Raw genomic sequence first — 19772 nt, forward strand, 5'->3', positions numbered from 1 at the left:
CCAAAAATGGCCTAACATAGTGGGCTCGTAGAGCCCCAATCTCTTAACTTTAGGCGAAAATTCAAAGGGAATTTCAAAAGGGGTTCAGAATTTTTTAATTCCGAACCCCTTTTGTCTACAAACTGAGGAGAGCCTTGGAGGCTCTCCTTTCCTTATTTTTGCACTAACCCTTTGCTTGCTTGTATCAAGTCACTAATTTGATCTTCCTTACCTGTCTCGAAGCATTCGATGATCTTGCTGCCGACAATGACACCATCGCAGTATTGTATTGCATCACGGACATGTTCTGGCGTCGATATGCCGAACCCAGCAAGAACGGGAACCGGACTTATCTCCTTTACCTTCTTTAAATAGCCTCCAAGTTCTTCCCCAAAGGCGTCACGGGCACCTGTAATGCCTTTGACTGTAACTGCGTAGATGAATCCCTCCGCCCCTGCGGTAATCTCAGTGATACGCTCCTTCGAAGACGTGAGTGTCACAAGCCGGATAAGAACGATACCTGCAGTTTTGATTGATGAAAAGATGGCTTCTTCTTCAATCGGTAAATCGGGGATGATGCACCCGGAAATCCCTGCTTGAAGACAGTCATTCGTAAACTCTTTTAGTCCATATGCCAGGATTGAATTCGTATATCCCATTAAAATGATTGGGATGGTCACATCATTTTTGATTTCCATTACTTTTTTCAGGACATCTTTTAAAGTTGTTCCATTTTCCAAAGATCGGATGCCAGCTTGTTGGATAACCGGTCCATCAGCGACAGGGTCAGAGAATGGAATACCTAGTTCAACGGCAGTCGCCCCGCTGTTTTCAAGGAAAAGAAGCTGGCTTTTTAACCGTTCAAGACCTCCATCGCCTGCCATAATATAAGGTATGAATGCTTTTTCCTGCTTTGTTTGACATTCTTCAAGCGCATTTGTTAATTTATTCATGTTCACTACCCCCCATCAATGATTGGACCGTTTCAACATCCTTATCACCACGGCCGGACAGGCAAATCACCAGCCCTGTTCCTTTTTCCATTTCTTTAGCAAGTTTTAAACCGTAGGAAATGGCATGTGAACTTTCTAAAGCAGGGATGATCCCTTCCTCCCTTGAAAGCATCGCTAGAGCTTTCAAGGCTTCATCATCGGTTACGGAAGTATATTCCACCCGATTTGTATCTTTTAAGTAACTATGTTCCGGCCCTACCCCTGGATAATCCAGCCCTGCTGAAATTGAATGTGCCTCCTGGATCTGACCGTCCTCGTTCTGCAATACATACATGAAGGCCCCGTGGAGCACCCCAGGTTTCCCCTTCGTCAAACTTGAAGCATGTAATGGTGTTTCAAGTCCATGCCCTGCTGCTTCCACTCCGTATAATTTTACCGTTTCATCCTCAATGAAGGGATAAAACATTCCCATTGCATTACTTCCTCCGCCTATGCAAGCGACTACTGCATCCGGCAGGGAATGAACCGCCTCCGAATATTGACGCTTTGTTTCATTCCCTATCACACTTTGAAAATCACGTACAATAACGGGGAATGGATGCGGACCAAGAACTGATCCCATTATATAATGGGTGTCATCCACATTCGCCACCCAATATCGTAACGCCTCATTCACTGCATCCTTCAGTGTCCCGCTTCCTTGTGATACAGATATGACCTTGGCTCCCAAAAGCTCCATCCTGAATACATTCAATTTCTGTCTCCTGATATCTTCTTCTCCCATAAAGATGATGCATTCCAACTTCAGCAAAGCACACACAGTCGCCGTTGCAACCCCATGCTGTCCTGCACCCGTTTCGGCAATCACCTTTTTCTTGCCCATTTTCTGAGTCAGCAAAGCCTGACCGATCGTATTATTTATTTTGTGGGCTCCGGTATGATTCAAGTCTTCGCGCTTCAGATAAATATCTGCACCACCAGCTAGTCTTGTTAAGTTCTCCGCAAAATAAAGAGGTGTTTCCCGACCGATATATTGTTTCAGGTAATAACTTAGCTGCCTTTGGAATTCAGGATCATTTTTAGATTGTTCATATACTTCTTCAAGCTCCGTAATCGCCGCCATTAAAGTTTCCGGAACGAAACGGCCTCCATATGCTCCAAAATGTCCAGTTTTATCAGGCTGTGTATAAGTATTCATCTATTCATTCCTCTTTTCCGGCTGTATATTTTGCCTCATTAATAAATGCTTTTATTTTTACAGCATCTTTTAATCCGTTTGTTTCTACACCACTGGCTACGTCAACTGCGAAAGGTGAAACGGCATTAATCGCTTTTCCGACATTTTCCGGAGTCAGCCCACCCGCTAGAATTACCTTCCCCAGTGGCAGATCCGCTTTTCGGATCATATCCCAATCCAAAGTCAATCCCTTTCCTGATGAACTCTTAGGAAGATCAACTAATAGATAATCTGCTGGGTATTCATGAAGGTTTTCAAGGTCTTTCTCTGAATGGACGGCAAAGGCCTTGATCACCGGTAGGGGCATTCTGCGGGCAAAGCTGGCAGACTCATTACCATGAAGCTGAATATAATCCAATCCTGCAATTTCAGCACTTTTTATCACTTCTTGTTCAGTTTGATTGGCAAACACTCCGACTTTTTTAACATGTGCAGCTAGATTCGCTCCGAATTCTCCTACTCTCCCTGGCTCAACCTTCCTGCTACTCTCGGCAAAAATAAAACCAATGAAGTCTGCCCCGTAACTAACAGCCGTCTGAGCGGCTGCCAATGTCTTTATCCCACAGATTTTCACTAACATATTAATCTCCTTATATACTCATTTGCAGTTCGGCCATCGTGTGCGGAAGATTTGATGCAGTCATTAGTGTCTCCCCTACTAAAATCGCTTTTGCACCAGCTTCCTTCACACGCATCACGTCTTCTTTTGTCTTGATTCCACTTTCACTGATAATGATATGGCGTTTTGGATCAAGTAACTTCGCCAGTCGTTCCGTTACAGCCAAATCCACTTTGAACGTCTTTAAATTCCGATTGTTAATCCCTATGAGCTCTGCATTCAGCTCTAGAGCCCGTTCCAGTTCGGCTTCATCATGGACTTCCGTCAATACTTCAAGCCCTTTCTTTTTTGCATATTGATATAATTCATGAAGGCGTTCTTTAGAAAGGGCTGCCACAATCAATAGAATGATAGTGGCACCAGCTTGATGTGCGCGATCGATTTGGATTTCATCGATGATGAAATCTTTGCACAACCTGGGAATCCGTATGGCCTCGCTTACGATTCTCAAATCTGCAATTGATCCTTTAAAGAAAACCTCATCCGTCAATACGGATATCGCTGCCGCTCCGCCACTTTCATATGATAGGGCCTGCTCGATTGGATTTACATTGATTTTAATGTCCCCTTTTGAAGGGGAAGCCCGTTTTATTTCCGCTATAACCGCCATCGATTTCGCCGTTTTCAAATTTTCCACCAAAGATGGTCTGACTAAGTTGATCATTTCCGAATCATCTAAGCCCCTTTCTTTTAATTTTGCGACTTCCACCTTTTTCTGTTCGATGATTTTCGTTAAAATATCTTCCATTACATGACCACCTTATTTCTATTGCCATAAGCAATCAAATTTTCTAACTTTGCAAGAGCCGATCCGCTATCAAGACTTTCTTTGGCCATGGAGATTCCTTTTTTAATCGTTTCTGCCGTACCATGTGCGTATAATCCCAATCCAGCATTCAATAAAACGGTATCACGATAGGCCCCTTTTTCCCCTTTGAGAAGCCTAAGCATGATATCGGCATTTTGTTTGGCGTCACCGCCGCGGATGGCATCATTTCCGTAAACCGGCAGATCCACTTCTTCAGGATGCAGCGTGAACGGGATAATATCCCCTTTCTCCAAAAGCACGAGTGAATTTTCACCCTGTAGGCTCGCTTCATCCATAAAACCGGCACCATTTATTACGACCGCGCGTTTCCTCCCTAATTTATGTAGGACTTCCGCAAAAAGCTCGAGCATATCGCGTCGATTAATTCCCATTAATTGCGTGTCGAGTTGGACTGGATTTGTCAGAGGACCGATGAGATTAAATATCGTCGGGATTTTCAGTTCTTTTCTTACTTTCATTATCCGTGCAATATTAGGGTGGACCGATGGGGCAAATAAGAATGTGATCCCATTTTCCTCCAACAGTTCTTTTAACATGTCAGGCTCCAAGTACAAATTAACACCTAATTCTTCCAATACATCCGCACTGCCCGTTTTGCTTGAAATGCTACGGTTTCCATGTTTGGCAACCTTGACACCGGCCCCAGCAAGTACGAAGGCCGATGCAGTACTTATATTGAAGCTTTGTGACCCATCTCCTCCCGTTCCGCAATTATCCATTACATTAAGGGAGCTTGTTTGTACACTTCTTGCTTCTTTTCTCATGACTCTGACAAGGCTTGCTATTTCACCTGCCGTTTCCCCTTTGGATTTCAGGGCAATGATGAATGCTGCCATCTCGCTTTCGGTGATATCTTTAGAAAATAACGATTGGGCTGCTCTGCTCATCTCTTCTTCCGTCAATGTTTGACGCTCTGCTAACTTCGCTAAATACTCCTTCACCGCTAACTCCCCCAGTCGTTTTTTGTTTTATAAGATGGATTGTTCCTTCTCCGATTGGAAGGTTCCCGCAATCTCATAAAATTGATGTAATAATTCCTTGCCGATTTTCGTCCCTATTGATTCAGGGTGGAACTGTAAACCGTAGAGCGGGAAGTCTTGATGTTTCAGGGCCATGATCTCCCCATCATCCAGTGCTACTGCCGTCACAGTCAGTTCATCTGGTAAACTCGCCCTTTCAACTACAAGGGAATGGTAACGCATTACCGGGAATTGTAAGTCCTGTTTGGCAAATACACCTGTTCCATCATGTTCGATAACCGATGTTTTCCCATGCATGATTTGTTTCGCCCCAACCACATTCGCACCAAAAACTGCCCCAATGGCCTGATGCCCCAAACAAATGCCTAATAGCGGAACATTCTCATAAAAATTACGGATGATCTCCATACTGATGCCAGCATCTTCCGGCCTGCCGGGTCCCGGGGAAATGACGATCGCCATTGGATTCAGTTCCTCAATTTCCGCAAGGGTGATTTCGTCATTCCTTTTTACTATGATTTCTTTTTCCACTTCGCCTAAATATTGATAAAGGTTATAAGTGAACGAGTCATAGTTATCAATTAATAAAATCATTTTGTGTGAACCTCCATTAAAGCGCGCGCTTTATTTTGTGTTTCTTCAAATTCCGTTTTTGGATCTGAATCATATACAATTCCTGCCCCTGCCTGTACATAGGCCTTGCCATCTTTAATGATCATCGTCCGAATGGCTAAAGCCATATCAAGATCCCCTCCAAAACCTATGAACCCTATCGAGCCCGAATACATCCCCCGTTTACAATTTTCCAGTTTATTGATCAGCTCCATTGCCCTGATTTTAGGAGCACCTGAGACTGTTCCGGCAGGGAGGCAGACCGTCAGTGCATCTAAACTCGTGAACCCTTCCCTAAGCTTTCCGCTAACCTTCGAAGCAATATGCATGACATGCTGATATCTTTGAATTTCCATTTCCTCGGTAAGGTGGATTGAACCAATTTCGCAAACCCTGCCAAGATCATTTCTACCCAAATCAACAAGCATCTTATGCTCGGCAAGTTCCTTTTCATCCATCAGCAGGCTTTTTTCGAAGCCTTTATCTTCTTCATCCGTTTTCCCTCTCGGCCTTGTACCGGCAATGGGATTAACATGAACCATTCCTGATGAAACACTGATCAAACTTTCTGGAGACGACCCAATGATTGTATAGTCACCAAATTCTATATAAAACATATAAGGAGAGGGGTTGGCTAATCGCAAACGACGGTAGGCATCGAAAGGCTCCCCATCGAAGTCCGCTTTAAACCTTTGTGATAAAACAACTTGGAACACTTCACCAGCTATAATCGCAGATTTAACTTCAAGGACCATTTTCTCGAATTCATCCTGACTGAAATTCGAATTGAATTCCAAATATTCAGACGATATTTCCTTTGACGGCTTGCTTGCCTGATTGATTTTTTCCTTCATCCCCAATAAACTTTTTTCACTATCTTCTTCCGCGGTCAAAAGATGGATCTTCTGCAGAACATGATCGAATATATACAGTTCTTTATAAAAAAGAAAATGAGCATCAGGCATTTGCAGTGAATCGGGAGGCACCGGACCTATATTTTCATATAGACGAATGATATCATAGCCCATATATCCGATTGCACCACCGTTAAATGGCGGAAGATGTATGGGAGCCTCTCCTATTTCCACTAATAATTCGTTTTTCAGAAACTCGATGATATTGATGTTCTTTACGGTTTGATCACCTGTTTCAGTATCTTTCACATATACTTGGTCAGCAAGTGATGTCACCTCCAGATAAGGTTTTGAACCTAGATAAGAGTAGCGGCCGTTGTCATGATGCGAATTCGAACTTTCCAATAAAAACTTCTGGTCACCATCCAATTTTTGAAATATGGCAATGGGTGTGTGGATATCCCCTTCAATTGTGTCCATTTTGAAACGGAGTATTTTTTTTTCATCCAAATTATTCATCTCTCAATTCCCTCCCGATTCTTATGCGCTCTTAAAAACCTCCGAAGGGAAAACCCTTTTGGCCTAGTGCCGGAGTTTTCATTTCCTCTGGATTTTTTTCGATTTTTCTCTAATAGGAATATATATTGAAATTCCAATAAAAAAATCCCCCGCAAACACAAATATGTGTCTGCAGAGGACGGTATACCGCGGTGCCACCTCAAGTTGGAAAAACTCATCATTTTTCCCTCTCAAGCAAGAAATGAAAAATTCTTGCGATTACCCTTTAACGGGGGCAGCCGAGTTTCCCTACTTATTTCAAGAAACCACTCATAAGTCCATTCATCTTCTTATATCGTACCGGTTTCCACCTATCCCGGCTCTCTGTGACGCATCTAAAAAGATTACTACTCTCATTCATAGATTTAATTATCATTTCCGTAAAAACGCAAAAAGGGCCCTCATCCAAAGGACGAGGAACCCGTGGTACCACCTTAATTAGCTAAATTAGCTCACTTTACGGCATTAACATGCCTATCTCCGTTAACGATGAGATAATCGCCAAAGCCTACTCCGTTCATCCGTTTCGGTTTGGGGCTCGGAAGTCCATTCGCTTAAATTCGTTCACCAGTTTTCAGCAACCACTGGCTCTCTGCAGAACATCATTAAGGTACTCTTCTTCGTCACTGCCTTTATCTTTTTCTTGATTATTATGTTAAAACAATCTTTTCAGTAAGTCAATGGAGTTTTCTAAAAATTATATTTTTAATTTTTCATTTTTATCCATTCTCCGTCATCGATTCCTTTTGCCTTCTTTATTACAAGATAGGCTGAATAGGTGCTGACTGACTCAAACTCATCCGTATACTTTTTTTCATCCGCCTTACCGGGGACTATTTCCTTGAATCTTCGGTAAGCCTTCATAAATTCTTCCTTTTGTATTTTATTTTCATAAGCCTTTTCTACCGCTTCAAAGAATTTAATCACATCTACGATTTCGTCAGTAGACCAATCAAGATCCATTGGATATTGATAATCCATACCCTAAACACGCTCCTTCTAGATAGTTTTTCATGTTGTCCGGCAGACCATGCATCATCAGTCTGCCCATTTTGAACGAATTGCTTCCGCCTGGCCGATAATCCGACTGAATAATTCAGCAGTCGATGGTACATCATGAATCAACCCCATCACTTGTCCAGCCCAAGCAAAGCCTTCACCTTCGACACCGTCATGGATATAACGCTGATTCGCTTTTCCACTTATGTAATCCTTCAATTGTTCATATCCGCCGTTTTCTTTTTCTATATCAAGGATCTTATCGGTCCAGCTGTTTGCAATTACCCTGGCTGGTGCACCAATGGACCGCTTGATGACAACGGTATCATTTTCTGTACCGGAAACCAAGGCATTTTTATATAATTCATGTGCATGAACACATTCCTTGACTGCTATGAATCGTGTTCCCATCTCGATTCCTTCGGCACCAAGTGCCAATGCTGCCATCAAACCGCGTCCATCGCCAAAACCACCCGAGGCTATGACTGGAATTTTAACGGAGTCCACAACTTGAGGAATTAACACAGAAGTTCCAATATCATCACGGCCCAAATGTCCGCCTCCCTCCTGACCGACAACCATCACCGCATCTGCCCCAAGCTGTTCAGCCTTCATCGCCTGCCTTCTTGCAGCAACAAGCACAAGTTTTTTCACCTGGGTGCTTTTGACGTAATCAAGAAATGGTGCAGGGTTACCGCCGGTTACGGAAACTGCTGCGATATCCTCTTTCAAGGCTGCTTCCAGCATGTGTTCATAAGGTCTTCCATGCTGACCGATTGCAAAGTTCACACCAAACGGTTTATCCGTCAATGATTTGGTTTTTCTAATTTCATCTGTCAGTTGCTCCGGGTTGTCCAAGGACATGGCCGTTACCTGCCCTAGCCCTCCTGCATTCGAAACTGCCGCAGCCAGGTCTGCATATGCTAAATGGGCCAATCCCCCTTGTACGATTGGGTATTGAATACCTAACAAATCGGTCACACGCGTTTTCCACTTCAAACTACTCATCTCCCCTTTTCACTTTGGTGGTTTGTTTATTTAGCTGAATTCAAAAATCATTAGCTTCATTATGGCAAATATTGTTTAGCCGTTCAATTTTTAAACTCACCTACAATATTAATAAAAGAAGAATTCTTGAGTAAATCCAGTAAATACTAGGAAAATAGACATTTATAATCTGCTGATAATTTTATTGAGCCCCTTAACAACAAAGACATGTAGAAATTGTTTAAGCCGGGACATTAAAGTCACTCTAGGCATTTATTATAAGACGTGCTATAATTCATATGTTTTATGTCTATCCACAAGCTTACTAACCATACGAATGGAATCGGAGAAACATACGATCGTTAATAGAAAGGGAGTATATACTCCCAAATATTTCGTACCTATTTTATTGAAAAGGGGCCACAAAGAATTGTCACAGAATGAAACACCCTTATACACTGCCTTATTGCAGCATGCAAAAAAAAATCCTGTTCAATTTCATATTCCAGGTCATAAAAAAGGAAAAGGAATGGACACTGATTTCCGTAATTTCATTGGAGAAAATGCATTATCCATAGATTTAATCAATATCGCACCACTCGATGACCTCCATCAGCCAAAGGGGATCATTAAACAAGCTCAGGATCTTGCCGCTGAAGCTTTTGGCGCAGATCACACATTCTTTTCCGTTCAAGGGACAAGTGGAGCAATCATGACGATGGTCATGACAGTCTGCGGACCTGGGGACAAAATCATCGTCCCGAGGAATGTACATAAATCCGTAATGTCTGCCATTGTATTTTCCGGAGCGGTTCCCATTTTCATCAATCCTGAAATAGACAAAGATTTGGGCATCTCACATGGAATCACCGTCGATGCCGTTGAAAAAACTTTAAGGGAACATAGCGATGCAAAAGGATTGCTTGTCATCAATCCCACCTATTTCGGCATTTCGGCTGATTTGCAAAAAATAGTGGAAGTTGCCCATTCCCACCAAATCCCAGTACTCGTAGATGAAGCACATGGTGTCCATATACACTTCCATGAAGACTTGCCGATGTCAGCCATGCAAGCTGGAGCAGATATGGCTGCAACGAGTGTTCATAAGCTGGGCGGTTCACTAACGGGAAGTTCCATATTAAATGTTAAGGCTGGATTGGTTTCCGCAAATCGTGTTCAAGCCATATTGAGCATGCTCACAACCACCTCAACCTCCTATATCCTTCTGGCTTCCCTGGATACAGCTAGAAGACAACTTGCGACGGTAGGCAGGGAAATGATTGATGAAGCGATCAATCTCGCAGGGTATATCCGTGAGGCCGTTAATGAGATTCCTTATCTTTACTGTGTCGGCAGCGAAATTCTCGAGAGTGAGGCAGCCTTTAGTTATGATCCGACTAAATTGATCATATCCATTAAGGAATTGAATATTACCGGATACGACGTTGAGAAGTGGCTTCGTGAAAAGCATAATATCGAAGTGGAACTTTCTGACTTGTACAATATCCTTTGCCTGATAACACCTGGAGACTCAAAAACAGAAGCGGATCTGCTGATCGCTGCCCTTAGAGACTTAGCGGATGAGTTTAAGGAAATGGCGGCTGAACATGAAAAGATCGAAGTCCTGCTCCCTGATACACCACCACTGGCTTTATCACCCAGGGAGGCATTTTATGCAGAAACCGAAGTGGTTCCCATTGAGGAATCTGTCGGCAAAATTAGCGCTGAATTCATCATGGTTTACCCGCCTGGAATCCCGATCTTCATTCCAGGTGAATTGATTACTGAAGATAATATCAATTACATCCGGAAAAACATCGAAGCCGGCCTTCCTGTTCAAGGCCCTGAGGACCCAGAAATAAAATATTTACGCATCATTAAAAATTGATTGACCCCATCAAACCAGAGCAGAGTGCTGCTCTGGTTTTTTTGCCCCTTTTATAATTGAGCACGCAGCTCCCGATAAACTGAAGATTTTCGCTTCATAACTTCTATAAAAAGGGTGCTCCAGGTTACAACCCTGAAACACCCTTAAATTCTATTAATCTTAAAACCTTTTTCCATTTATTTTTCAGAGGCAGCTGTATCACAGCTTTGGCAGTTGTGATTGTGTGTATATAGTACACTTACTTTTTCATCTTCAAAATGTTCAATCGTGCTATTGCAAGTTTGACATACGATAGTTCCCATTTTTACAACCCCTTCCTCTATATTGTATGCATCATTCATATAATGTAACCGCTTTATATGAATTATAATATAACACATTTATTATTTCAAGCTAAAAAGTATAACATATATACTTTTCCCCATTTAATGAACCCTCATGTTGGAAAAAATTGATTCCAATCGTTCGTTAGACTGATTCTTTTTTAAAAAAACACGAGAATTCATTTATAAACGAAGGGCCCTGGAGCTCATTTCATCACACTCCTTGCTTCAGATAGCAAGGTGAAAAAGGAATTTCGCCTTTTAATTTACATATAGATATGTATATAATACATCCATAAAATGTTAATATATTCTTACATCCTATCAATCTAAGGGGGATACACATGACTGAAAATGCCTATATCAAACTTGTTCCTGAGTCCGCGAAAGGGACTGTAACCATCGAAGACGTGAAAGAATTGCTGAACTATTATCAAATGATCACAGCGAAAACCGGAAAGCAACTGGATTGGGACTATGATAAGAAAGCATTTCCTTATGAAATGAAAGAACCAGAAAGAATGAAAGATAAGGCCATATATCTCCAATCCACAGAAGATCGATATCACATGATATTGATAGGCGTTGACCAAGAAGTCGTTAAGGAAGAAGATGGATCAGAGCGGATTCAATCCTATATCCAATTCACCCTCCCTGAAACAGCAACTTTCGGTGATAAGGGAAAAGCTAATGAATTGTGTAAGTTCCTTGCTAAGAAATTACGGGCGCAGCTACATCTCTTCAATAAACGGGTGATGTATTATTATCCAAGGAAATAAAAAAAACCTGCAGATGCCGAAATTGGCTCATGCAGGCGTTTCAATTAATTTTGGATCAAGGATCTCATAGCCTTTCTTTTGAAAACCTTTCACGATATCCTCTATCGCTTCACTGGTCCATTTCCGGTCATGCATCAGTAAATTCGCACCATTTCCTAAATAAGGGCTATTCAACATGATCTCCGTTAAAGCTTTTTTATCCTGATACTCTTTTTCCCAGTCATATCCGTATGTCCAATTCATGACCAGCATTTTTTCTTTCTCAGCGACTTTTTTTGAATGCTCGGTATTCGATCCAAATGGCGCCCTGAAGTACTTGGGGCGTACCCCTATTATGCCCTCAACCAAATTGTTCAATTTTACGATTTCCCGCTCTTGTTCCTTTTCGTTCAACTCTTTTAAATTCACATGGGAATACGTATGATTGCCGATAGAAAAACCCATTTCATGAATTTCTTTCAGCATCGCTTTGTTTTCATCATTTTCAAGAAAGTGACCGTTCACGAAAAATATCGCAGGTACTTCAAGCCGCTTCAGGGTTTGGGCTATTTCCAGAGAATATTTATCAGGTGCATCATCAAATGTTAACAACACCACTTTCGGATTTGCATCCCCAATGGGTTTAAATGACCAATTCCCTTTATCCACCCGATATTCTGCCTTTACATTCCCTTCGCCAATTGTTTTTGACGTTTCTTTTTTCAAATCTTTCTCTTGCTGGCTTTCATCTTGGACCGTCGTTGTCGTTTCCACACTTTTTTCATTCTCATTTTCAGTTTGACCGGAACTCGGATCATTACAAGCCAACAATAAAAATGATACTACTGTAAATAATGCTACTGCTTTGTTAATCATGATTCCTCCGTGATTTCTTGTGTCGTCGAGGCTTACGAAAAATTCAATAAACGGGTACTAGCGTTTCCAAAAGGATTTGTAATATCCCGTAACATAATAGACTTATCACGGTAACAAGCATGGTTCGCCTATTGGATTTTAAAATCATTTTACCAATGTAAATGGCCAGATAAGAAAAGACCAGAAACATGAATACTTTGAAAACGAATCGATCGTTGACAGACAGCCATTCAACTAATGTATACCCACTCCAAACGATTAGTTGAAAGAGGATTACCAGATAATTTTTCAAGTGATCCACCCCATTTTAATATGAATATATCAGCCATGATCTTTTTATTGGCAAAAAGTATTCCTTTAGCACATCGCTCATCTTATTTTTTATCCTCTATTGCCTTTTTCAAACCCTTTCAAGGAAAAAAGTAAGAAGTCCTTTTTATAGCTTATGCCCTTTTTGTCCTTTTCATTTAACTAGTGAGAAGAAAATCATGAATGGGGAGTCATCCTTCATTTTTGTAAATCTGGTCAATACAAAAAAAGCGTACTGCTTTAGGCAGTACGCTTTTATAAAAATCAATTACTTAATGATGTGAATAGGAGTTCCAAGGGCAACTTCAGCAGCTTCCATTGTGATTTCCCCTAAAGTTGGATGTGCATGGATTGTCATCGCAATATCTTCGGCAGTCATTCCAGCTTCGATAGCCAAACCAAGTTCTGCAATCATATCAGAAGCGTTTGGTCCTGCAATTTGTGCTCCTATAACCAATCCGTCTTCTTTGCGAGTGATAAGCTTCACAAATCCGTCCGTATTATTTAATGAAAGAGCACGTCCATTTGCAGCGAATGGGAATTTAGAAGCAAGCGCTTCGATTCCAGCTTCCTTCGCTTCTTTTTCATTATAACCGACAGAAGCAAGTTCCGGTTCAGAGAATACAACAGCCGGAATAGCAAGATAGTCGATTTCAGATGAATGTCCTGCAATGGCTTCAGCTGCAATTTTACCTTCATAAGAAGCTTTATGAGCCAACTGAGGTCCAGAAACGATATCACCGATTGCGTAAATGTTTTTCACGCTTGTACGGCATTGTTTATCCGTTTCGACCAAACCACGGTCAGTCATTTTGATTCCGACTTGTTCCAAGCCGATTTCAGCAGTATTTGGACGACGTCCAACAGTTACTAAAACGTAATCGGCTTCAACTTTTTTCTCTTCGCCTTTTACTTCATAAGTAACGGTTACACCTGTTTCAGTTTCTTCCACGCCTTTAGCATTTGCTTTAGTAACAATTTCAGCACCCTTGTTTTTAAGGTTACGCTTAACAAGTGCTGCCATTTGTTTTTCAAAGCCTGCTGAAAGAATTTCTTCTGTACCTTCAAGGATGGTCACTTTAGTGCCAAAGCTTGCGAATGCTCCGCCAAGCTCAGTTCCAATGTAACCTCCGCCGATTACCACGATCGAGCTTGGAACTTCTTCCAAAGCAAGAGCGCCAGTGGAATTAAGTACACGTTTCGTATATTTAAATGACGGAATCTCGATTGGCGATGAACCAGTGGCGATGATTGCGTTTTTAAATGTATATGTTTGGGCTGAGTCATCATTCATAACACGGATGCTGTTTTCATCAACGAAGTAAGCTTCGCCAGTTACAACATCAACATTATTACCTTTTAACAGGCTGCTGACACCGCCTGTTAATTTTTTTACAATAGTACCTTTCCAAGCTTGTACTTTAGCAAAATCAACCGTAACTTTTTCTGCAAAGATACCCATATCTTCTGAATGCTGAGCTTCATGGAAACGGTGTCCAGCCGAAATTAAAGCTTTCGATGGGATACAGCCTACATTCAAACAAACTCCGCCGATTGTTCCTTTTTCAACGACCGTCACTTTCTGTCCAAGCTGTGCTGCGCGAATTGCGGCAACATATCCCCCTGGGCCTGAACCGATCACTAAAGTATCTGTTTCGATTGGAAAATCTCCTACTACCATTGTTTACGCCTCCATTAACAATAATTCTGGGTCGTTCAATAACTTTTTGATATGATTCAATGCATGTTGAGCTGTTGCTCCATCAATCATGCGGTGATCAAAGCTCAGTGATAATGCCAGAACTGGAGCGGCGATAATTTCCCCGTCGCGTACAATTGCTTTTTCGGCAATGCGTCCAATCCCTAGAATGGCAACTTCTGGATGATTGATTACAGGTGTGAACCATTGACCGCCTGCGGAACCGATATTCGTAATGGAGCAAGAAGCACCTTTCATTTCGTTAGGAGCCAATTTGCCGTCACGGGCTTTCGTCGCTAATTCATTAATTTCTTGTGAAATAGCAAAAGTTGATTTACGATCTGCATCTTTTACAACTGGAACGAGCAGTCCTTTGTCTGTGTCTGCTGCAATTCCGATATTGTAATAGTGTTTATGGATAATCTCACTAGCCTCATCATCAAATGATGTGTTAAGCATAGGGAATTCACGTAATGCACTCGTTAACGCTTTAACAACATAAGGTAGGAATGTAAGCTTGATTCCTTTTTCTGCAGCAATTTCCTTGAATTTCTTACGGTGAGCAACCAATAGCGTCACATCGACTTCATCCATTAATGTTACATGCGGAGCTGTCTGTTTGGATTTAACCATTGCTTTTGCGATCGCTTTTCTCATGCCGCTCATTTTCTCGCGAGTTTCAGGATATTGCCCTTCTGGAATTGAAACTTTTTGTTTTTCGGTTGTTTCCGTATCATTTTGTTGTGAAGCTTCACTTTGAGCTGCTGGTTGCTGTGGAGCAGTTTTGCCGTTTTTGAAAGCATCTATGTCTTCTTTCATGATGCGGCCATTATCCCCAGAACCAGAAATCTCACGAATATTTACCCCTTGTTCGCGTGCATATTTCCTAACAGAAGGCATAGCGATAATACGTCGTGAAGGATCTACCTCAACCTGTGGTTGTAATCCCGCGCCCGTTACTCCACTATTTTCTTGAACCGGAGCAGCCTCTTTCTTGACTTCCTGTCCAGCTTCAGCAGTTGCTTGAACCTGGGCCTCCGTATCCTTCTCACCTTCTGCCTTCGCTTCTTCTCCATGATCCCCTTTAAACTGAAGATTTTCATAACCTGGAGCATCGAATGTTACAAGTACATCGCCAACAACGGCAACCGTTCCTTCTTGAACAAGGATTTCTTCAACGGTACCTTCCACCGGGGATGGGATTTCAACAACGGCCTTATCGTTTTGAACCTCGCAAAGCACGTCATCTTCTTGAATCTTATCTCCTGGTTTTACAAACCATTTCACTATTTCACCTTCGTGTATACCTTCTCCGATATCAGGGAGTCTAAATTGGAATGCCACTGAGTTCAACCTCCTATATTAAATCATACTTAGTGCTTCGAATAAAGTCCTTTATCTTGCATTGCGTTCATGCAAAATCACTTTCCCAAGCAGGACATTCATTCCATTACTTAAGATTGTTAAAACTTCAAGACTTTAGTCGCCGTTTCAATAATGTCTTTATAATTAGGGAGCCATACTGTTTCAGCTTGTGAAAACGCGAATACCGTATCAGCAGCAGCCACTCGCAGTACTGGAGCATCCAAGCTCAAAATGGCACGTTCGTTAATTTCCGCTACAACATTCGCTGCTATACCAGCTTGCTTTTGTGCTTCTTGAACAACGATAGCGCGTCCTGTTTTTTCTACAGAAGCAATGATTGTATCAATATCCAATGGAGATACAGTCCGTAAGTCGACCACTTCGACGGAATGACCTTCCTTAGCCAATTCCTCAGCTGCCTTGATGGATTCCTGTACCATCGCACCATACGTAATAATGGATAAATCCGTTCCTTCTCTTTTCACATCCGCTTTTCCTAATGGAATCGTATATTCTTCTTCAGGAACTTCCTGACGGAAAGAGCGGTACAATTTCATGTGCTCAAGGAAAATGACAGGGTCATTATCACGAATCGCTGAAATCAATAAGCCTTTTGCATCGTAAGGAGTTGAAGGGATAACTACTTTTAACCCTGGTTGCTGAGCCATTAAACCTTCTAAGCTATCAGCGTGCATTTCCGGAGTATGCACTCCGCCTCCAAAAGGTGAGCGAATTGTAACCGGTGCACTGTAACGTCCGCCTGAACGGTAACGCATACGAGCAAGCTGACCGCTTACGGAGTCCATTACTTCATATATGAATCCGAAGAATTGAATTTCAGGAACAGGACGGAAACCTTGTAAAGAAAGACCGACCGCTAATCCACCGATTCCAGATTCAGCAAGAGGTGTATCGAATACACGATCTTCGCCGAATTCTTTTTGAAGATTTTCCGTTGCACGGAAAACTCCTCCATTAAGACCAACATCTTCCCCAAAAACGAGTACATTCTCGTCATTTTTAAGTTCTGTACGTAATGCTTCTGTAATTGCTTGAATCATCGTCAATTGAGCCATGGCTTACTTCGACTCCTTCTCTTTATAAATTTCATATTGTTCTTTTAAGTTATAAGGCATTTCTTCATACATGTTTTCAATAAGGTCTGTAACCTTTTGCTTTGGTTCTGCATCTGCCAATTTGATTGCTTCTTTAATATCGTCTTTTGCTTTTTCTATCGTTTCGTTCTCTAATTCTTCATTCCAAAGTTTTTTGTTTTCCAAGAACTTGCGGAAACGAACCAATGGATCTTTCAGTTCCCACTCGTTATCCATTTCGGAAGTACGGTAACGTGTCGGGTCATCCCCAGCCATTGTATGTGGACCATAACGGTAAGTTAATGTTTCAATCAATGTAGGACCTTCACCATTAATTGCACGTTCACGTGCTTCTTTAACGGCTGTATAAACGGCCAAAGCATCCATACCATCAACCTGGATGCCTGGAATACCTGCAGCCACACCCTTTTGGGCCAATGTTTTCGCTGCTGACTGCAATTCTACCGGTGTAGAGATTGCGAAACGGTTGTTTTGCACGATGAAGATAGCTGGCGCTTTATATGCACCTGCAAAGTTAATTCCCTCATAGAAGTCACCTTGTGAGGTTCCACCGTCACCCGTATATGTGATGGCTACAGCTTTTTTTCCGCGTTTCTTCAACCCAAGAGCAACTCCGGCAGCTTGGACATATTGAGCGCCGATAATGATTTGAGGGGAAATTACATTGACGTCTTCAGGAATTTGATTTCCTTTAAAATGTCCACGGGAGAATAAGAATGCTTGCCAAAGCGGCAGGCCATGCCAAACGATTTGCGGAACATCACGGTAACCAGGCAGAATGAAATCTTCTTTTTCCAAAGCATACTGGGAAGCGATTTGAGAAGCTTCTTGACCGGCAGTCGGTGCATAGAAACCTAATCTGCCTTGGCGGTTCAGTGATATAGAACGTTGATCCAAGATGCGTGTATAAACCATACGACGCATTAATTCTTGCAATTGTTCATCACTTAAATCAGGCATTGCCGCTTCATTAACGACTTCTCCCTCTTCATTTAAAATTTGAAAAGTTTCAAATTGTTCTTCTACTTTCTTAAGCTGATCCTGAACATTATTTTTAGCTTGTTTAGTTTTTTGAGCCATTTGGCACCTCATCCTTTCATTAAAAAGGTTTGCTATTATTATTCTATAAAGCAAAAATAGTTTGCTTTTTAGTTTCTTCAACAATTCATTCTTTTATTTTTCCCTTAAGACCAATCCTCAAACGTGGATATACTTAATATGTCTCAATCTTATTCTGTACCATAAAAAAAATCAAGGAAAATGATACAAGAATTTTTATAGATTAAGTTTACAAGATGAATTAACATCAAGTCAATCACTTGGAGTTCCTTATAATTTTGATTTAATAGAATTTCCAATACTCATACTTCTTCTCTGTATTAGTTTTCACTTTACAACTGTACCATTAAAATTCCCGTATTTATCAATTTAAGGATGGTTAAGGATAACATTTCAATTCCCCAGCCTATCAGATCAATTCCAAAACCGCTTTAACTAAAGGCATTTGAGCCTTTAAAATAATATTCCAAAAAATAATCAAACGCTTTCATATTAGTCTGCTGTTAGATTTTTATTTATCGTTTTTTTTTAGTACAGGTATGAAAATTTCACATCAAGCTGGTTGCACAAAAAAGACCATTTTAGAATTCTTTAGTCCATAAATGAACTCGATTGAACAAAATATGGGCTGTGAGTGAGGATCACAGCCCATCATTATTTATATTACTTTGTTGAATCAGCCATTTCTATGCCGGAACTATCATAAAAACTTTCTTTTTTTTGATTTGATTTTTCCGTTAATGCATTAAATTCCTCATTCGCTTTCAAAACTTTTGTATAAGAGGTATTTATTTTCTCGATTTGCACTTGTAATTCATCCATTTTCAAATCCTCTTTTTTAAAAAGTTCATATAATTCACGATCATAAGCAAGACTTTGTTGATAGGCATCATATAAATTATCGTAGGTGCTATAGCGCTCACTCATGACCTTTTTCATTTCAGTCGCTTCTTTTTTTATCTTTTCATCCTCTATTTTCCTGATTTGTTCATCTATCTGATTAAATTGTTCTTTTGAGGATTGCATACTGCTTTGTTCCTTTTCAATTATTTTTTCCCTTTGGTCGATATTCTTGGTGGCTTCATCTGAAAGCTGGACGATCTGTTCATAATCATCCAATCCAAGTTTAATGATTTTCTCATATTTTTCTTTTTCTTTTTTCTCCAAATCATTAAGAGGCTCTTGATGCTCGGTGAAATCACTTTCTTTTTCTGCAGTTTTCTCTAGGATTTTGTGGATTCTTTCTTCCGGCGAACCATTAAAACAACCAGTCAAGATCACTAAAGAAAGAAGTAAAATAACATATGGACCAAAACGATTCAACATAGACAGCTCCTTCTGATAGTTCTTCGAAGATTCATTTCTCTAAATTCCCTGATAAGCCGCAGACACTTGTTACAATCATATTCCGAACAGGTTTTTTTCATTACTGGGCGCTAGCCTACACCCTTTAAACCATACTGCATAGGCTGTAGGGACCGTTTCTAATCAGAGTGGTCAGCATTTTAATAATACAAAAACGGAGGTATGAAATTATGTATGGAGGTTACAACCAGGATTGTTGTTATCCGGTTTCCGTTTCACCCAGCTATGGTTATGGTGATGGTGGAGGCTGCGGCTTTGGAAGCGGCTTCGCCATTATCATTGTCCTGTTCATTCTACTAATCATTGTCGGCGCGTGCTTATGCTAAGCAGATAATTACTATTACCTTTACCCGAAAATGTTAACTATTTACCCTGATTCAAAAAAAATGATTGATTTTTTTAAATAGA

20 protein-coding genes and 2 other annotated features are annotated in these 19772 nt (G+C 41.1%); of the genes, 3 read left to right on the plus strand and 17 right to left on the minus strand.

Features of this window, described 5'->3' with window-relative positions; translation table 11 throughout:
- Positions 1 to 152: 152 nt before the first annotated feature.
- The 9 genes from trpA to Q8G36_RS12295 all read right to left on the minus strand — a co-directional run bounded on the left by trpA (position 153) and on the right by Q8G36_RS12295 (position 8619).
- On the minus strand, positions 153 to 932 hold the full coding sequence (gene trpA, locus Q8G36_RS12255) for a tryptophan synthase subunit alpha (RefSeq protein ID WP_305161184.1): 780 nt from the start codon (positions 930 to 932) through the stop codon (positions 153 to 155).
- Positions 925 to 2130, minus strand: coding sequence for a tryptophan synthase subunit beta (gene trpB, locus Q8G36_RS12260; RefSeq protein ID WP_305161185.1), 1206 nt, complete (start codon positions 2128 to 2130; stop codon positions 925 to 927). The genes trpA and trpB overlap by 8 nt, the downstream gene beginning before the upstream one ends.
- Positions 2131 to 2134: 4 nt before the next feature.
- Positions 2135 to 2749 (minus strand): phosphoribosylanthranilate isomerase, encoded by a 615-nt coding sequence (locus Q8G36_RS12265; protein WP_305161186.1) that lies wholly within the window; start codon positions 2747 to 2749, stop codon positions 2135 to 2137.
- A 10-nt stretch (positions 2750 to 2759) separates the two neighbouring features.
- Complete coding sequence (gene trpC, locus Q8G36_RS12270) at positions 2760 to 3536, minus strand: indole-3-glycerol phosphate synthase TrpC (RefSeq protein ID WP_305161187.1); 777 nt, start codon at positions 3534 to 3536, stop codon at positions 2760 to 2762.
- Positions 3536 to 4558: an anthranilate phosphoribosyltransferase gene (gene trpD, locus Q8G36_RS12275; protein ID WP_305161188.1), complete on the minus strand. Its 1023-nt coding sequence runs from the start codon at positions 4556 to 4558 to the stop codon at positions 3536 to 3538. The genes trpC and trpD overlap by 1 nt, the downstream gene beginning before the upstream one ends.
- A gap of 27 nt (positions 4559 to 4585) precedes the next feature.
- On the minus strand, positions 4586 to 5191 hold the full coding sequence (locus tag Q8G36_RS12280; RefSeq protein WP_305161189.1) for an anthranilate synthase component II: 606 nt from the start codon (positions 5189 to 5191) through the stop codon (positions 4586 to 4588).
- Positions 5188 to 6582 (minus strand): anthranilate synthase component I, encoded by a 1395-nt coding sequence (trpE, locus tag Q8G36_RS12285; protein WP_305161190.1) that lies wholly within the window; start codon positions 6580 to 6582, stop codon positions 5188 to 5190. The genes Q8G36_RS12280 and trpE overlap by 4 nt, the downstream gene beginning before the upstream one ends.
- A gap of 171 nt (positions 6583 to 6753) precedes the next feature.
- Positions 6754 to 6991 (minus strand) — a binding site (T-box leader).
- A gap of 35 nt (positions 6992 to 7026) precedes the next feature.
- Positions 7027 to 7257: a binding site (T-box leader), on the minus strand.
- Positions 7258 to 7326: 69 nt separating this feature from the next.
- Positions 7327 to 7602: a UPF0223 family protein gene (locus Q8G36_RS12290; RefSeq protein WP_063596342.1), complete on the minus strand. Its 276-nt coding sequence runs from the start codon at positions 7600 to 7602 to the stop codon at positions 7327 to 7329.
- 57 nt (positions 7603 to 7659) lie between these two features.
- Positions 7660 to 8619 carry an NAD(P)H-dependent flavin oxidoreductase gene (locus Q8G36_RS12295; protein ID WP_305161191.1) on the minus strand — a complete coding sequence of 320 codons (960 nt, stop codon included), beginning with the start codon at positions 8617 to 8619 and terminating at the stop codon, positions 7660 to 7662.
- A gap of 418 nt (positions 8620 to 9037) precedes the next feature.
- Between Q8G36_RS12295 and Q8G36_RS12300 the strand changes: the two genes are divergently transcribed.
- On the plus strand, positions 9038 to 10495 hold the full coding sequence (locus Q8G36_RS12300) for an aminotransferase class I/II-fold pyridoxal phosphate-dependent enzyme (RefSeq protein ID WP_305161192.1): 1458 nt from the start codon (positions 9038 to 9040) through the stop codon (positions 10493 to 10495).
- A 176-nt stretch (positions 10496 to 10671) separates the two neighbouring features.
- Here Q8G36_RS12300 and Q8G36_RS12305 read toward each other — a convergent pair whose 3' ends face one another.
- Positions 10672 to 10797, minus strand: coding sequence for a GapA-binding peptide SR1P (locus Q8G36_RS12305; protein WP_072272684.1), 126 nt, complete (start codon positions 10795 to 10797; stop codon positions 10672 to 10674).
- Positions 10798 to 11162: 365 nt separating this feature from the next.
- Here Q8G36_RS12305 and Q8G36_RS12310 point away from each other — a divergent pair, with 365 nt between their 5' ends.
- Entirely contained in the window at positions 11163 to 11597 is a 435-nt protein-coding gene (locus tag Q8G36_RS12310; protein WP_305161193.1) for a DUF1885 family protein, read from the plus strand.
- Positions 11598 to 11624: 27 nt separating this feature from the next.
- On the opposite strand, the gene Q8G36_RS12315 is transcribed toward Q8G36_RS12310, so the two are convergent.
- The 7 genes from Q8G36_RS12315 to Q8G36_RS12345 form a co-directional block, all read right to left on the minus strand.
- Positions 11625 to 12452 carry a polysaccharide deacetylase family protein gene (locus tag Q8G36_RS12315; RefSeq protein ID WP_305161194.1) on the minus strand — a complete coding sequence of 276 codons (828 nt, stop codon included), beginning with the start codon at positions 12450 to 12452 and terminating at the stop codon, positions 11625 to 11627.
- A 43-nt stretch (positions 12453 to 12495) separates the two neighbouring features.
- A complete protein-coding gene (locus Q8G36_RS12320) occupies positions 12496 to 12753 on the minus strand; it encodes a hypothetical protein (RefSeq protein WP_306804763.1) in 258 nt (85 codons plus the stop codon).
- Positions 12754 to 13029: 276 nt separating this feature from the next.
- Positions 13030 to 14442, minus strand: coding sequence for a dihydrolipoyl dehydrogenase (gene lpdA, locus Q8G36_RS12325; RefSeq protein ID WP_305161195.1), 1413 nt, complete (start codon positions 14440 to 14442; stop codon positions 13030 to 13032).
- A 3-nt stretch (positions 14443 to 14445) separates the two neighbouring features.
- On the minus strand, positions 14446 to 15804 hold the full coding sequence (locus Q8G36_RS12330; RefSeq protein WP_305161196.1) for a dihydrolipoamide acetyltransferase family protein: 1359 nt from the start codon (positions 15802 to 15804) through the stop codon (positions 14446 to 14448).
- Positions 15805 to 15923: 119 nt separating this feature from the next.
- Positions 15924 to 16901, minus strand: coding sequence for an alpha-ketoacid dehydrogenase subunit beta (locus tag Q8G36_RS12335; RefSeq protein WP_061462266.1), 978 nt, complete (start codon positions 16899 to 16901; stop codon positions 15924 to 15926).
- Positions 16902 to 16904: 3 nt separating this feature from the next.
- The gene (pdhA, locus tag Q8G36_RS12340) at positions 16905 to 18020 is read right to left on the minus strand and encodes a pyruvate dehydrogenase (acetyl-transferring) E1 component subunit alpha (protein ID WP_305161197.1); all 1116 of its coding nucleotides are present in this window, start codon (positions 18018 to 18020) and stop codon (positions 16905 to 16907) included.
- Between the two features lie 642 nt (positions 18021 to 18662).
- Positions 18663 to 19325, minus strand: coding sequence for a YkyA family protein (locus Q8G36_RS12345; protein WP_305275061.1), 663 nt, complete (start codon positions 19323 to 19325; stop codon positions 18663 to 18665).
- 209 nt (positions 19326 to 19534) lie between these two features.
- Between Q8G36_RS12345 and Q8G36_RS12350 the strand changes: the two genes are divergently transcribed.
- Entirely contained in the window at positions 19535 to 19690 is a 156-nt protein-coding gene (locus Q8G36_RS12350; RefSeq protein ID WP_305161199.1) for a YjcZ family sporulation protein, read from the plus strand.
- The last annotated feature ends 82 nt before the right edge of the window (positions 19691 to 19772 follow it).

Origin of the sequence: Peribacillus frigoritolerans (assembly GCF_030676415.1) — a bacterium.
GTDB classification, from domain to species: Bacteria; Bacillota; Bacilli; order Bacillales; family DSM-1321; genus Peribacillus; species Peribacillus frigoritolerans_A.

Coding starts and splice junctions, on each gene's coding strand:
- Q8G36_RS12280 (WP_305161189.1), bottom strand. CDS start 5,191: ATGATTTTATTAATTGATAACTATGACTCGTTCACTTATAACCTTTAT.
- Q8G36_RS12335 (WP_061462266.1), bottom strand. CDS start 16,901: ATGGCTCAATTGACGATGATTCAAGCAATTACAGAAGCATTACGTACA.
- lpdA (WP_305161195.1), bottom strand. CDS start 14,442: ATGGTAGTAGGAGATTTTCCAATCGAAACAGATACTTTAGTGATCGGT.
- trpC (WP_305161187.1), bottom strand. CDS start 3,536: ATGGAAGATATTTTAACGAAAATCATCGAACAGAAAAAGGTGGAAGTC.
- Q8G36_RS12345 (WP_305275061.1), bottom strand. CDS start 19,325: ATGTTGAATCGTTTTGGTCCATATGTTATTTTACTTCTTTCTTTAGTG.
- Q8G36_RS12305 (WP_072272684.1), bottom strand. CDS start 10,797: ATGGGAACTATCGTATGTCAAACTTGCAATAGCACGATTGAACATTTT.
- trpB (WP_305161185.1), bottom strand. CDS start 2,130: ATGAATACTTATACACAGCCTGATAAAACTGGACATTTTGGAGCATAT.
- Q8G36_RS12290 (WP_063596342.1), bottom strand. CDS start 7,602: ATGGATTATCAATATCCAATGGATCTTGATTGGTCTACTGACGAAATC.
- trpE (WP_305161190.1), bottom strand. CDS start 6,582: ATGAATAATTTGGATGAAAAAAAAATACTCCGTTTCAAAATGGACACA.
- Q8G36_RS12315 (WP_305161194.1), bottom strand. CDS start 12,452: ATGATTAACAAAGCAGTAGCATTATTTACAGTAGTATCATTTTTATTG.
- Q8G36_RS12350 (WP_305161199.1), top strand. CDS start 19,535: ATGTATGGAGGTTACAACCAGGATTGTTGTTATCCGGTTTCCGTTTCA.
- Q8G36_RS12310 (WP_305161193.1), top strand. CDS start 11,163: ATGACTGAAAATGCCTATATCAAACTTGTTCCTGAGTCCGCGAAAGGG.
- trpA (WP_305161184.1), bottom strand. CDS start 932: ATGAATAAATTAACAAATGCGCTTGAAGAATGTCAAACAAAGCAGGAA.
- pdhA (WP_305161197.1), bottom strand. CDS start 18,020: ATGGCTCAAAAAACTAAACAAGCTAAAAATAATGTTCAGGATCAGCTT.
- Q8G36_RS12265 (WP_305161186.1), bottom strand. CDS start 2,749: ATGTTAGTGAAAATCTGTGGGATAAAGACATTGGCAGCCGCTCAGACG.